Raw genomic sequence first — 14,166 nt, forward strand, 5'->3', positions numbered from 1 at the left:
TATGCTAGGTTTACTAAGAAGAAATCTTCGATTATATTTTGGCGATCGCAGTGGGGTCCTCTTTTCACTGCTTGGCGCCTTAATTGCGTTTGTTCTTTACATCGTCTTTTTAAAACATAACATGAGTTTAAGCTGGGGCAATATTCCCCATAAAAACGAACTACTCGATAACTGGCTCATTGGTGGTACCTTAGCAACCACTGCCATCACAACGACCGGTCACGCAACGAGTCTAGCCGTTATGGATCGTGAAAAAGGACGGTTAGTCGATTTAATGTTGACTGATATTCACCCTGCAAATATTCAGGCTACTTATATTTTTAACGGCATGATTGTCGGAACCATCATGCAACTCGTAATGCTACTAGGATTAGCCACCTACTTTCGCATTACAGATCAGCTCGGTTTTGACTGGTCACTAACCCCACAATTACTAATCGTCATGGTACTGAACGCTGCCACTTGGACATCCTTTAACGTCTTAATTCAGTCATTTATTCGCAGAATGTCAACACTAAGTACAGTCCATTCATTGTTAGGCACTGCCGCAGGATTTTTTGTTGGAGTATACATGCCCATCGGAATGTTGCCTAAAGCCGCTCAGCACCTGATTGAATGGACGCCCGCACCTTATAGCGCATCTCTGTATCGTCGGATCCTGCTGTCACAACCTTTACGTGATACTTTTAACGGACATTCTGTCGCTCAAACCACCTTTGAAAAATCGATGGGGATTGGGATTAACATTAACGGGCTAACTACGTGGACAACTGATACAATAATTTTATGTGCATGCTCTTTTATTTTCGCAATTATCATTGGGATCGTTGCTCATCGTAGCCAACTTCTGGCCGTTCAACGCAGTTAACTATCTCCATTGATTATTAACAAGAAAGAAGTGAATTTTGATCAAAATTCAATTTGAAAAAGCCAGCGAGCTTAACGGAGAAATAGAAATTGTCGTTCGATCTGGAGAAATCACGCCCGCAGTTCTCACAATAATGAACCAACTCGAAACTCTTGAAAAACCGATCCAAACACTTGCACTGCCTGCTGATGATCGCGTTGTCATGGTTGCTCAAGCCGACATTATCCTTCTTGAGATCAATAAAACGGATATTACTATTCATACTATCAATCATTTATTTCACATTACCGGCCAATTGAAGCGAATGCTCGCTAAATTAAACCAAACCGATTTTATTCAAGTCTCCAAGGGAGCTGTTCTAAATCTTAACCATCTAAAAACCCTTGAAGCAGCCTTTTCAGGCAATATGACGGCACGACTAACGAATGACATTAAAGTCACAATCAGTCGGAAATACCTACCTGAATTAAAAAAACAATTAGGAATGTGAGGAGATATTTTGGATAATTTTAAAACTATCATTCGGCACGCCGGTACTGGGCTCCTAATCGGTGCTTTAATGAGTATGCTCACAATGATTTTTGTTAGTCAGTCTGTAATTACCGTTTCACGTTTTCAATTGACCGCAATGCTGGTCATGAGTGCTTTAATCGGGTTATTATCGTTTATTTTTGATATTGAAAAGCTCCCCTTTTATGGGGCCATACCGCTACATTTTGTTTTAACAGCCATCATCGTATTTGGTACTAACCATCTCCTCCATGGACTGTTCGGCGTACCATCTCATCTAGGAATCATCTACATTGCAATATATATAGGAGTTTGGTTTCTTCTAAAACTTTGGTGGTCTCTAGATGTTCACCGAATTAATACTCAAATCAAAAAGCGCAACCAAAATCACTAAATGAATAAGCCACCTTCCCAAGTCACAATATGTGACCTGAGGAAGGTGGCTTATTCGTTATCGATTGTTAAATTAACGGTTCGTTTCCATTTCATCAACAACCGGATTGGTATCACGTTTTTTGACCACGTAAAAGATGGGGAGTCCAATGGCCACAATTGACAATGACGCAATGGCGCCTACTGGATCTGAAAATAGTTCACTGATGATCACAAACAGTGCCCCGACAATCGCGATAATCGGCGTGATGGGATACAAAGGCGTTGAAAACGGCCGTGGTCCTGGCATCCGCTTCCGTAATAAGAAGACACCAATAAAGGCAGCCACGTAGAAGCAATAAACGGTAAAGATGCAAAGATCTGATAGGTAATCTGCATTGAAGAAACCAACCATCAGACTCGCAATGGCGATGATCGCCACCGTGGCAATCATTGGTTCGTGCGTTTTGGCATTCACATATGACAACTGCTTTGAAAATGGTAAATCATGGCGTTTAGCCATTGCATACATAATCCGAGGAAACGTCATAATCTTGCCATTCATACACCCAATGATCGAAATGATCACCCCAATGTTCAGTAGCCGGCCACCAATAGTACCAAATGCCTGAGTCGCTAGATATGGTGTCGTGTTATCGCCTAACTTATGGATCAGACCAGCCGACAATCCGTTGAAAACGCCAAACGTCACAGCCGTGTAAACGACCAGCACGAACGAGAGGCCAATAATAATCGCCTTAGGAAGCACCTTTTGAGGATTTTTAATTTCACCACCCAAATTGGCAATCAGAATCCAGCCATCATAGCCAAACAGTGTGGCTAACACCGCCACCCCAAAGTTACCGGCACTAGTTTGAGCGCCCGCAACGGTTTGACCCAGCGCACCCTGATGACCATAGAAAAGGCCAAAAATGATAATTGCCGCAATGGGTAGGAGCTTGCAACACGTCGTCACAATCGCAAATGCGGCCCCATACCGATTTTCAAACATGTTCAACCCACCAATTAAAATCATGGCCGCGAGCGCAAGTGGTACATGCCAAACATTTGAAAGGCCAAAGAAACTCACCAGAAGCACTGCTAAATATCCCGCAAGCGAAGCGATGATGGCCGGACCATACACGATGATCTGCATCCAGCCAGATAGGAAGCCCCAGATACGTCCGTAAATTTTTTCCATGTAGACGTATAGGCCACCGGTGTAAGGTAACTGCGCACCGATTTCAGCGATCGTCAAACCGGCTGTCAGGGTAATGATCCCCCCAATTACCCATGCCAGAAGTGCCATGGTTGAGGAACCGGCACTGTCCAAGACTGATGCTTGCTTGAAAAAGATTCCGGAACCGATAACTGTCCCTACGACGAGGGCTAACGCCGACCAAATTCCTAATGACCGCTTTAATTCTACTTCTGGTTGTTTCATCTGAATCCCACCTTTTTGATAATCTCCGCTCACGGAAATAACATTTCCGCGAAACAATGGGAATAAGATAACACGCTCAGTAATTCTAGCAACCTGTAAGTTATAACTTTATTTTTAATTTCAATCTGAAATACTGTTATATCAGCGTTTAGCGTCCTTCTCAGCCACTTTTATAAATATTTTTATAATAACATATCGTTGATATTTTATAAATATTTTTATTTTTAAACAAATTTCAAATACCAATTAGTGATATTCGATCTTTCACTCTACTTTCGTATACACCTCATAGATATACGGATGGCTAATATCAACCTTAACATTTTACTTATTTTTCATAGAAAACACATATATTAGCAGTTGAAAAAACATTTAGTTGGCGTAGTATCGATACTACAATCTAGTTCTGAACCACAAAGGAAGCACGCCTATGATTTATCATTTTATCGCGGTTTTTACCGATCCAACCACTCAATTAAAAACTGCATACCATTATAGTAATCAAGCTTTAAATATAATCACGGCCAAAGAAACTGATTTTGCGAACGAATTCAGCCACTGCCCTTACACCGCTCATCGGATTGCCACTCCCAATGCCAGCTGGCGCTCCGTTATTGAGCATGATTTTCACTTTAAAGCGGTCCAAGTCACGGAAAGTTTTGATCGCATCCGGCAATTAGTGCACCACTTGGCTTTAAGCAAATAATTCTAAAAATAACCACACAAAAACTCCCTCTCTAGCTGAATTGCAAAAACTAGAGAGGGAGTTGTTTTATCTAAAACGACTTCTAAACACCAACTTGATCAAAAATATAGTCGGCATACCGCAAATGATAATGATAGTCGAACGCATCATCAATGTCGGCAGGTGTTAAGTGCTTAGTAATTTCCGCACTCCCTTCAACAAGGTCACGGAATTGAAGCTGTTCATCCCATGACTTCGCCGTCAGAGGTTGTACTAAATCGTAAGCTTGTTCACGTGACAAGCCCTTCTCGATCAGCTTCAAAAGCAACCGTTGGCTATAAATCAAGCCGTATGTGCGTGTCATGTTTTTCTTCATAGTTTCAGGGAAGACCGTCAAGTTAGCAACAATCTTATTGAACCGGTTCAACATGTAATCTAGCAAGATTGTAGTATCAGGCAGGATAATCCGTTCTGTTGAAGAATGTGAAATGTCACGTTCATGCCACAGTGGGATGTTTTCGTAAGCTGTTTGGATATGGCCGCGAATGACCCGTGCTAAGCCACAAATATTTTCTGAACCAATTGGGTTCCGCTTATGTGGCATTGATGACGAGCCCTTTTGACCAGCCGCAAAGTGTTCTTCTACTTCATGAATTTCCGAGCGTTGCAGCCCCCGAATTTCAGTTGCAAATTCTTCCAAACCGGTTGCAATTAAGCCTAACGTTGCAATGTAGTCTGCGTGCAAATCACGAGGCAACACCTGACTGGTGATGGGTTGGCGATTCAGTCCCAGTTGCTTCATAACACTCTTTTCAACTTCAGGTGGCACATTGGCATAGGTTCCCACGGCCCCGCTGATCTTGCCGGAGTTAACGCCGGCGGCAGCAGCGTCAAAACGTTTAATATCACGTTCGAGTTCGGTATACCACCGCAATAACTTCAACCCAAAGGTCGTTGGTTCAGCATGCACACCATGCGTACGGCCCATCATGACCGTATTCTTGTACTTACGCGCCTGCTTTGCCACGGTATCTTTAAACATTAACAAGTCCTTGCGAAGCAGTTCATTGGCTTGCTTGAGTTGTACCCCGTTCGCTGTATCCACAACGTCGGTACTCGTCAAACCAAAGTGAACCCACTTCTTTTCGGCCCCAAGAGATTCTGAAACAGTCCGTGTAAACGCCACGATATCGTGGTGTGTCGTCTTTTCAATTTCAGCGACGCGTTCCACCGTAAAAGTCGCATTGTCTTGGATCTTCTTTGCGTCCTCTGCAGGTACTTCGCCCTGTTCAACCCAGGCGTTCGTTGCTGCAATTTCGACATCTAACCAAGCTTGGTAGTGGTTTTGTTCCGACCAAATTTGGCCCATTTCCGGTCTTGTGTAACGTTCAATCATTATCGTGCACTCTCCTTTTCCCATGGATCAGTCAAAATAATTGTTTGAAGTCTGTCAGGCCCAACAGATACCGTCGATAAGGCGATCCCTGTCAGTTCACTCAAGCGTTTGAGGTAGTTTTGCGTGTTAGCAGGTAAATCTTCGAAGTGCGTGACGTGCGTAATGTCTTCAGTCCAACCTGGTAATTCTTCATAAACTGGCTTGCAAGCAGCCAAATCGTTGAGGTTAGCTGGATAGTAATCAATCTTTTCGCCATTAATTTCGTAGGCGGTACAAATCTTGATCGTATCAAGACCCGTCAGCACGTCGAGTAGGTTTAAACTCAAAGCATTCACGCCCGATACCCGTTTGGCATGGCGCATCGCCACACTATCGAACCAACCAATCCGCCGAGGCCGCTTTGTCACAGTCCCGTATTCATGACCCGTTTCCCGGATGTAATCACCGGTTGCGTCCATCAATTCAGTTGGGAAAGGACCATCCCCCACACGCGTTGAATAGGCTTTGCAAATTCCCAAAACGGTTTGCACCTTGCTAGGACCCACACCAACACCGGTTGTCACTCCACCAGCAATTGGATTAGATGACGTGACGTATGGGTAAGTTCCATGATCAACGTCCAACATAACCCCTTGAGCACCTTCGAATAGAACGTTCTTACCATTATCTAGTGCGTCGTTGACGAGAACGGAAGTATCCGTCACATACTGTTTAATTTGTTGTCCCAGATCGTAGAATTTATCGTAAATATCTTCGAACTTCAACGGTTCAACATCGTATAGCTTCTCAAATAATTGATTCTTTTCGGCCAAGTTAGCCTTTAATTTCGCTGCAAATGTGTCAGCGTCCAACAGGTCAGCGATTCGAATCCCAATCCGGGAAACTTTATCCATATAAGTGGGGCCAATTCCTTTATTAGTTGTCCCAACCTTGTGCTCACCCTTGGCCTTTTCTTGGCACTTATCTAACAGGATATGATATGGCAGTGTCACGTGAGCCCGGCTAGAAATTCGCAGACCAGAAGGATCAACACCTTGATCCTTCAAATATGCCAATTCTTCAACGAGGGCTTGTGGATTAACCACGACACCATTGCCGATTACACTCAACTTATCAGTAAAGAAAATGCCTGAAGGAATCAGATGTAACTTAAACGTCTTGCCATCAAATACAATTGTATGACCGGCGTTGTTACCACCTTGATAGCGGACAATTAAATCCGCATTCTGACTCAAATAGTCAGTCATCTTTCCTTTTCCTTCGTCACCCCATTGGCTACCCACGATTACAACAGAAGCCATATTTTGTCACCCCATTAAATTCGATTAAGTTCATATTTCACTCACCTTATCAGTGTACCAATCATCAAAACCAAGGTCAAGGAAAATCCGAACTTTATCCACGAAAAATATTATTATTATCCGTGATTATTGTTGACAAGCATCACAGATACGATTATATTAGCTTATGGTTTACAACATAATTTGTGAACCCGAACTACTTTTAGCATTACGGATGTCGCGTGAAGCACCTTGGTGATTCACGGAACTCAACCATTTAAGGAGTGGCAATTATGGACACATTTGATTACGATGATATTCAACTAATTCCGAACAAGTGTATTATTAAAAGTCGGCACGATGCGGACGCTAGCATTCAATTTGGCCCCCGCCGGTTTAACATTCCGGTCGTTCCAGCCAACATGGAAAGTGTGATCGACGAACCACTTACAATCTGGTTAGCTCAAAACAACTATTTCTACGTCATGCATCGTTTCCAACCGGAAAAACGGCTTGGTTTCGTGAAGGATATGCACGCTAAAAATCTCTTCGCTTCCATCTCAGTTGGGATTAAGGATGCAGAGTACACATTTATCGATGAACTTAAAGGGGCAGATGAAACGCCCGAATATATCACGATCGACGTGGCCCATGGTCATTCCGATTACGTGATTAATATGATTAAGTATATAAAGGAAAACTTGCCAGAAGCCTTCGTGATCGCTGGGAACGTGGCAACACCAGAAGCCGTTCGTGATCTGGAAAACGCCGGTGCCGACGCTACCAAGGTCGGCGTGGGTCCTGGTAAAGCCTGCATCACCAAGCTAAAAACCGGCTTCGGGACTGGCGGCTGGCAATTAGCTGCGGTTCGCCTGTGCGGCAAGGCCGCTCGTAAACCCATCATCGCTGATGGAGGAATCCGTCACAACGGCGACATCGCTAAGTCGATCCGCTTTGGTGCTTCGATGGTCATGGTCGGCTCACTGCTGGCTGGGCATCTTGAATCACCCGGTAACATGATTAAGCTCGACGGAAAGCAATACAAGCAATATTGGGGCTCCGCTTCGGAAGTCCAAAAGGGTGCCTACCGTAACGTAGAAGGCAAGCAGATGCTCGTCCCATACCGTGGTGAAATTAAAGATACCCTCTTAGAAATGCAAGAAGACCTCCAGTCTTCCATCTCATATGCGGGTGGTCGTGATCTTGAATCCATCCGTAAGGTGGACTACGTGGTGGTTAAAAACTCGATTATGAATGGTGACTAGCCTTCTTTCACCTCACAGCACTCGGGCAATTTGAATGCGGTGTAAGCATAATCAAAATATAAATATTAAGAGAGGCTATGCAAAATTGCGTAGCTTCTTTTTTCTTGTTCTTCAATATACCGTTATCCCGTATCTATCAACGCACTCAACATTAATAACTCCTAAAATTTCGTAAGATTACAAATATCCCTGCATTTCCGTTTCGTCGGTTTCGTATCAGTTGTATAATTGGCGTTAGCTTTGAAAGAAAGATAGGGTCTCACGTTATGCCAAGACAAACACGCCAGGAGCGCTACAATGCACGGCCACCACGTCAAAACCGGGGAATTATTTTTTTCATCATCATCGTTGTCCTGTTTGGAATCGTAAAAATCGCGCACGGCACCTATAAGTCATTGAGTGATACGGTCACAAATTCATACCAAAAGGCGAACATCAAACACCGGCGAGATGTTAACACCGTCATTAAACATAAAAAGCCCCTCTCAATTTTGTTGCTGGGAACCGATACCGGCGAGTTAAAACGAACCGACAAAGGACGAACTGACACCATCATGTTGGTCACCATTAATCCTAAAACCGAAAAAACGACCCTTTATTCCATTCCACGGGACACAATGGTCGCAATTCCCGGATATGAAAAAGACTTTCCGTCAAAAATTAACTCAGTTTACACTTACACCAATATTAGTGACACAGTGAATACCATCTCCAACTATCTTAACGTCCCGATCGACTACTACGCGTTGGTGAACATGGGGGGCTTGGAAAAGCTCGTCAATCAAGTTGGTGGGGTCACGATTAAGTCGCCGCTTACCTTCACCTTCAGTGCCGACACCGCCCATGAAACCGGAAAACATCGCTATAAATTCTATCAGGGTTCTAGTACATTCAAGTATGCGGCCGATGGTCACCATTTCAAAACCTATCACAAAATGAATGGGGCTGCCGCACTAGCCTTTTCTCGAATGCGCTACATGGATCCCAACGGGGATTACGGTCGGACTCAACGACAACGCATGGTCATTTCGGCAATCCTCAAGAAGACGGCCAGCCCACAAATGCTGTTTAATAAGCAGTTCATGCATTCTATTTCGGCCAATGTGCGAACCAACCTCACATTCAAAGAAATGCTCTCGATTGCGGGGGCCTATTATCAAGCCAAAAATAACGTTGTCACCAAATCTGCTACTGAACAAACGGTCATGCATAATGGTGTCTCATACCAAGTGCTATCCCGTTCAGAAAAACAAAAAACTACCAATCAGCTCCGTCAAAGTCTTAATTTAAAGGCGGCCAAAACCGGGCCGATCGTTGCTGGTAACGCTAAGAAAGCACGCATTCCGTTCGATATTGAAATGGCGCTAAAAGAATAATAGTTGCACTTTATTAATGAGAAGCCGCTGGCTTCTCATTTTTTTAGACCATTTTTGATCGTTCAATCATGAACAAACTAATCTTTTTTATTTTTTCATCACAAAACTATAGATCCCCGATATAGATGGGGTTTCTGGGACTTTTTAAGTTAGACTTGATCCTGTTTTTTTAATTAGTTTGTTGCGTAAACAAACTGAAAGCGCTATACTAATCGTCATGAAAACGGTTACTGCATTTTTGAAGTTATCTATTAGACAAATTAGCATTTATCATGAAATAGGAGGCATTGTCTTATGACAAATAGTTCGACGAAGCACCGTTTACCGGTCGGCTTCATTTACTTCTTCGGGGCCCTTGGTGGGTTGCTCTTTGGATATGATACCGGGGTTATCTCTGGTGCCATGCTCTTTATTGGAAAAGAATTGCACATTGCTACGGGATCTTTTGAATACGGTTTCATTACCGCATCCGTCCTATTAGGGGCCATCTTAGGGGCGGCAATTATTGGACCACTCTCTGATCGCCTTGGTCGGAAAAAGCTACTTCTAACCGCTGCTATCATCTTCTTCATTGGCGCGATGGGATCTGGTCTCGCACCAGATTATGCCCTGCTGGTTAGCTTCCGGGTTCTCCTCGGAATCGCCGTTGGGGGTGCGTCGGCTCTGATTCCTACCTACTTGGCTGAACTTGCTCCAGCCGACAAGCGTGGTGGTATCGGGTCACTCTTCCAATTAATGGTTATGACTGGGATCTTCTTTGCTTACGTCTTTAACGAATGGCTCTCACCAGAAGGCCTCTTCGGGGTTTCACAGGCTCATGGTTGGCGCTGGATGTTAGCTCTCGCCGCAGTTCCTGCTGCACTGCTCTTCTTCGGCGGATTGCTCTTACCTGAATCACCACGATTCTTGGTCAAAACAGGCAAAATCGACGAGGCTCGCCGCGTTTTACTCCAATTCAATAATAATGACAGTATCGTGAACGAAGAATTACACGATATCAAGCTTCAAGCTTCTATTCCTTCTGGTGGTTTTAAAGAACTCTTCGGTCCAATGGCCCGGCCCGTGTTAATCATGGCGCTTGGACTAGCGATCTTCCAACAAGTCATGGGCTGCAACACCGTGCTCTACTACGCCCCAACAATTTTTATTTCTGCTGGATTTAGTGAACATTTTGCCCTCCAATCTCACATCATCATCGGGATCTTTAACGTGGTCGTAACCGCCATTGCCGTTAAAATTATGGATAAAATCGATCGGAAAAAGATGTTAACGTACGGTGCCATTGGGATGGGGGTTGCCCTCTTCGTCATGTCTGCCGCTATGATTTTACTGAAGGCCGGCGACGGTAACCTTGGCTCATGGGTCTGTGTCATTGCGCTAACACTGTACATCGCCTGCTTCTCCGCCACATGGGGTCCTGTAATGTGGCTCATGATTGGTGAAGCTTTCCCACTAAACATTCGTGGACTTGGGAACTCATTCGGAGCCGTTATTAACTGGGCAGCCAACTTCGCGGTTTCTGAATCCTTCACCGTTTTGCTGGTTGCCTTTACACCAAGTGGCGTTGCGAACGCCGAAGGTCAAGGAATTGCCCGCCTCTTTATTATCTATGGGCTACTATGCTTTGTTGCCATCTGGTTCGTGGCTAAGTTTACAATCGAAACACGGAACCGGTCACTCGAATCAATCGAAGCCGACTTACGGTCACGGGCCCACGCTAAGGGGTACACCGAAGCTGGTGAACCAGGCCAAAAGTAACTAAATTAAAACTAATTACTCAATAACTCAATAAACCCGGCATGAAATTAATTAAAATTTCATGCCGGGTTTTTAAGTATCTAGCTTAACGAATCAGCCCAAAATAGATAACCACTACGATCCCAATAACAATTCGGTACCAACCAAAAGCCTTGAAATTATTGTTGCGAATATACGCGAGTAAAAACTTAATGGAAAGATACGCGACAATAAACGAAACCACGACGCCGGTTAGTAGGACCACCAATTGCCCGCCAGTAAAAGTGTTGCCATTCACAAAATATTTGGCGACTTTCAGCAATGATGCCCCAAACATGGTCGGAATTGCTAAGAAAAACGAAAATTCGGTGGCAACATATCTGGAGGCCCCAATCAAAATCGCGCCTAAAATAGTTGCCCCAGATCGTGATGTTCCAGGGACCATCGACAAAATCTGGAAGATTCCAATTAAAATTGCCGTTTTGTATGATAATTGATTCAAATTCGTCAATTTAGCCGTGCGCGTTCGGTTGTAATTTTCAATGACAATGAACAAAATACCGTACACAATCAAGGTTGTGGCAATCACCTGCCAGCTAGTCAAATTTGCTTCCAGCCAATCATTCGCTGGTAACCCAATCACGATTGATGGCAGTACAGCCACAATCACTTTAAACCACAAACTCCATGTTTGATTGCGTTCAATGACTTGCTTATTTCTCGCCCACGGATTGAGCTTATTGAAGTAAAGAGCCACCACCGCTAAAATCGCACCCAATTGAATGACCACCATAAACATGTTAATGAATGCGGTGGACTCATTTAGCCGGACAAACTCGTCCACCAAATACAAATGTCCTGTCGAACTAATCGGCAAAAATTCGGTAATTCCTTCCACAATTCCTAAAACCACTGCCTTAATAATCTCTATCACAACTCTAGTACCTCCCGACAACATCATTTTTTCAGATCGTCACCACAAATTCACACCGATCAAATACGGTCAATGTGCCCCATTCATTCCAATTGGTTAAATCATCATCTCGTCGAACTACCTTGATTTAGAACTTGACCATAAATTTCGCGCAACTGTTCAGCATGTAGTGGGACTGGATTATTCTTCAATCGTTGAACGTTAACTGCTGAAACTAGTGTCTCTAACTCAGCAGTATTTTTTAACTGTGGTCTCAATAGTTGTAAGTCATCAATGAAGTGATTCAACCAGTCAATTGCTTGCATTGGTTCTTGGAAACCTAATAAATAAGCAATTTCATCGAAAACCTGGCTCAGCGCCTGGCGTTGTTGTGGATCCTCAATCAAATTCATATGAACAAGCATTTCGCGCCAAACGGCTGGCAGACACAGTCCTACTGCGTGTCCGTGGGCGATATGATAATTTGCGGTTAATTGATAGCTCATGGCGTGAGCGGCCGTCGTAGTCGTGATGTCAATCGCCATTCCAGCATAATCGGCAGCCTGCAGCATTGCTTGATTAGCCTTATTTTGATTCATCAAAAATCCTTGGTGGGCGTTCAAAATGAGTTCTATTGCCTTACTGGCATATCGTCGACTAGTATTCGTGGCTTTAAGTGCCCAATATGACTCAATCGACTGACACAGTGCGTCGAGCATCCCCGCCTTACGCTGATATTCCGGCAACGTTCGCAACAACTGAGCATCGAGAATCACATAGTCTGGCCGTAAACTTTGATCCGCAATTGAATATTTCGTTTCCTGATAATACAGCACGGCAAAGTGGGTCGCTTCGCTGCCTGTCCCCGCAGTGGTCGGAATCGCTAAATGTTTAAGCTCGCTAGGCAGTATCGGCTGTTCAACGTATGGTTTCGCTGGCGATAAATTATGAAACGCCTTAATACACTTCGCCACGTCAATAGAACTCCCACCACCGATTGATACTAAAAAATCACACTGCTGATTTTTAAACCATGCAATTCCCTGAAGCACTTCGTTATATTTCGGATTAGCCGAGAAATCACTAAACACAGTTAGTTTCCGCGGTGTATGTTCAATATGTCTGATCAGGCGTTGCACAACTTGTTGGCTTCGTAGTGTGGCATCACAGATAATCATCGGCCTTTGAACACTCAATTGATCCAATATTTTTAGTAACGTTGTCGAAAAGGCGCCATTAATGCTTACTTTTCCCAAAATATTCATGCTAGCATTGTCAGTCCCCTCATCAGTTGACCATTGCCACAATTTCATATGTCTGCACGAGTTCAATCAATCGCTGGATATCGGCTGTAGTCACCTCACCGATACTGCCAATCCGAAAACTATTAATTTTTGATACCTTTCCTGGATAGATGATGAACCCTCGTTGACGCAGGAAATCATAAAAGTTTCTGAAATTAAACGCACTGGATGGGTATTTAAATGACGTAATAATCGGTGATTGGACTGCCTGATCAATGACTGGTCGATAGCCCAACTGCATCATTTGATCCCGCAACATCTGCTCATTTTGTTGGTATCGTTTAAACCTTGCAGCAACGCCCCCCTCTTGCTTGAGTTCATGCAAGGCTTGTTGAAACGCATAAACAACGTGCGTAGGTGAAGTAAACCGCCACTTCCCGTCGTGTTCCTCAAAACACTTCCATTGATCATATAAATCTAGTGAAAGCGTATTGGCATTTCCCTCTGTTTGCTCAATCACAACCGTCTTAGCAATGACAAATGAAAATCCGGGGACACCTTGAATACATTTATTTGAACTACTAATTAAATAATCAACCTGTAACTCATCAATACTTATTGGAACACCACCAAAGCTTGACATAGCATCCACAATCGTTAAAACACCACGACGCTTCAAAGCCGGTACGATCGACTCAATCGGATTCAATATTCCTGTCGTGGTCTCACAGTGAACTAGGGCCACATGCGTGATTTCAGGGTGTAGGTCAATCATTGCTAACAAGCGCTCAACATCAAGCGGCTCATCTTCAGTAAATTCAACTTCAACGTGTCGAACCCCAATTCGCTCGACAATCTCCCTCATTCGACGTCCATAAGCCCCATTGATCGCAATCAAAAGAACGGATTCGTCATTCAACGCGGTACTCAGTGTTGCCTCGACCCCAGGTGACCTGTTTATAATCATCGTCCCAAGTCCCATGGTCGACCATCATCGTTTGTTTAACGGATTCACTAGTAGTTAGTGGTCCTGGTGTAAGGAGGAGTGGGGCTGTTTCGTGTGTGGGCATATTCAA

Annotated in this window: 12 protein-coding genes and 1 pseudogene; 7 read left to right on the forward strand and 6 right to left on the reverse strand. The window is 43.9% G+C overall.

Features of this window, described 5'->3' with window-relative positions:
- Position 1 precedes the first annotated feature (1 nt).
- Genes FC26_RS07515 through FC26_RS07525 form a run of 3 tightly spaced genes read left to right on the forward strand, consistent with a single transcriptional unit; the run spans position 2 to position 1,772 of the window.
- Entirely contained in the window at positions 2–868 is an 867-nt protein-coding gene (locus FC26_RS07515; protein ID WP_057779311.1) for an ABC transporter permease, read from the forward strand.
- Between the two features lie 37 nt (positions 869–905).
- Positions 906–1,358, forward strand: a complete 453-nt coding sequence (locus FC26_RS07520) for a LytTR family DNA-binding domain-containing protein (RefSeq protein ID WP_057779313.1) — start codon at positions 906–908, stop codon at positions 1,356–1,358.
- Between the two features lie 9 nt (positions 1,359–1,367).
- Positions 1,368–1,772, forward strand: a complete 405-nt coding sequence (locus FC26_RS07525) for a DUF3021 family protein (protein WP_057779315.1) — start codon at positions 1,368–1,370, stop codon at positions 1,770–1,772.
- Between the two features lie 72 nt (positions 1,773–1,844).
- Here the strand turns inward: FC26_RS07525 and FC26_RS07530 are convergent, their stop codons facing one another.
- Complete coding sequence (locus tag FC26_RS07530) at positions 1,845–3,194, reverse strand: APC family permease (RefSeq protein ID WP_057779317.1); 1,350 nt, start codon at positions 3,192–3,194, stop codon at positions 1,845–1,847.
- Positions 3,195–3,624: 430 nt separating this feature from the next.
- On the opposite strand from FC26_RS07530, the gene FC26_RS07535 reads away from it, so the two are divergent.
- A complete protein-coding gene (locus tag FC26_RS07535) occupies positions 3,625–3,900 on the forward strand; it encodes a hypothetical protein (RefSeq protein ID WP_057779319.1) in 276 nt (91 codons plus the stop codon).
- A gap of 82 nt (positions 3,901–3,982) precedes the next feature.
- Here the strand turns inward: FC26_RS07535 and purB are convergent, their stop codons facing one another.
- Both purB and FC26_RS07545 read right to left on the reverse strand, forming a co-directional pair.
- Positions 3,983–5,275 (reverse strand): adenylosuccinate lyase, encoded by a 1,293-nt coding sequence (purB, locus tag FC26_RS07540; RefSeq protein ID WP_057779322.1) that lies wholly within the window; start codon positions 5,273–5,275, stop codon positions 3,983–3,985.
- Positions 5,275–6,576, reverse strand: a complete 1,302-nt coding sequence (locus FC26_RS07545) for an adenylosuccinate synthase (RefSeq protein ID WP_057779324.1) — start codon at positions 6,574–6,576, stop codon at positions 5,275–5,277. Before FC26_RS07545 ends, purB begins: the two co-directional genes overlap by 1 nt.
- A 272-nt stretch (positions 6,577–6,848) precedes the next feature.
- Between FC26_RS07545 and FC26_RS07550 the strand changes: the two genes are divergently transcribed.
- The 3 genes from FC26_RS07550 to FC26_RS07560 all read left to right on the forward strand — a co-directional run bounded on the left by FC26_RS07550 (position 6,849) and on the right by FC26_RS07560 (position 10,954).
- Entirely contained in the window at positions 6,849–7,820 is a 972-nt protein-coding gene (locus tag FC26_RS07550; protein WP_057779326.1) for a GMP reductase, read from the forward strand.
- Between the two features lie 266 nt (positions 7,821–8,086).
- On the forward strand, positions 8,087–9,196 hold the full coding sequence (locus tag FC26_RS07555; RefSeq protein ID WP_057779328.1) for an LCP family protein: 1,110 nt from the start codon (positions 8,087–8,089) through the stop codon (positions 9,194–9,196).
- A 294-nt stretch (positions 9,197–9,490) separates the two neighbouring features.
- The gene (locus FC26_RS07560; RefSeq protein ID WP_057779330.1) at positions 9,491–10,954 is read left to right on the forward strand and encodes a sugar porter family MFS transporter; all 1,464 of its coding nucleotides are present in this window, start codon (positions 9,491–9,493) and stop codon (positions 10,952–10,954) included.
- 85 nt (positions 10,955–11,039) lie between these two features.
- On the opposite strand, the gene FC26_RS07565 is transcribed toward FC26_RS07560, so the two are convergent.
- The 3 genes and pseudogenes from FC26_RS07565 to phnW all read right to left on the reverse strand — a co-directional run bounded on the left by FC26_RS07565 (position 11,040) and on the right by phnW (position 14,160).
- Positions 11,040–11,867, reverse strand: coding sequence for an undecaprenyl-diphosphate phosphatase (locus FC26_RS07565; RefSeq protein ID WP_057779331.1), 828 nt, complete (start codon positions 11,865–11,867; stop codon positions 11,040–11,042).
- A 104-nt stretch (positions 11,868–11,971) separates the two neighbouring features.
- Positions 11,972–13,159 (reverse strand): phosphonoacetaldehyde reductase, encoded by a 1,188-nt coding sequence (locus FC26_RS07570; protein ID WP_083483783.1) that lies wholly within the window; start codon positions 13,157–13,159, stop codon positions 11,972–11,974.
- Positions 13,134–14,160: pseudogene (gene phnW / locus FC26_RS13050) on the reverse strand (2-aminoethylphosphonate--pyruvate transaminase). The gene FC26_RS07570 and the pseudogene phnW overlap by 26 nt, the downstream one beginning before the upstream one ends.
- Between the last annotated feature and the right edge of the window lie 6 nt (positions 14,161–14,166).

The organism is Paucilactobacillus vaccinostercus DSM 20634 (assembly GCF_001436295.1).
GTDB classification, from domain to species: Bacteria; Bacillota; Bacilli; order Lactobacillales; family Lactobacillaceae; genus Paucilactobacillus; species Paucilactobacillus vaccinostercus.

Coding starts and splice junctions, on each gene's coding strand:
- FC26_RS07530 (WP_057779317.1), bottom strand. CDS start 3,194: ATGAAACAACCAGAAGTAGAATTAAAGCGGTCATTAGGAATTTGGTCG.
- purB (WP_057779322.1), bottom strand. CDS start 5,275: ATGATTGAACGTTACACAAGACCGGAAATGGGCCAAATTTGGTCGGAA.
- FC26_RS07560 (WP_057779330.1), top strand. CDS start 9,491: ATGACAAATAGTTCGACGAAGCACCGTTTACCGGTCGGCTTCATTTAC.
- FC26_RS07555 (WP_057779328.1), top strand. CDS start 8,087: ATGCCAAGACAAACACGCCAGGAGCGCTACAATGCACGGCCACCACGT.
- FC26_RS07515 (WP_057779311.1), top strand. CDS start 2: ATGCTAGGTTTACTAAGAAGAAATCTTCGATTATATTTTGGCGATCGC.
- FC26_RS07545 (WP_057779324.1), bottom strand. CDS start 6,576: ATGGCTTCTGTTGTAATCGTGGGTAGCCAATGGGGTGACGAAGGAAAA.
- FC26_RS07570 (WP_083483783.1), bottom strand. CDS start 13,159: ATGAAATTGTGGCAATGGTCAACTGATGAGGGGACTGACAATGCTAGC.
- FC26_RS07535 (WP_057779319.1), top strand. CDS start 3,625: ATGATTTATCATTTTATCGCGGTTTTTACCGATCCAACCACTCAATTA.
- FC26_RS07550 (WP_057779326.1), top strand. CDS start 6,849: ATGGACACATTTGATTACGATGATATTCAACTAATTCCGAACAAGTGT.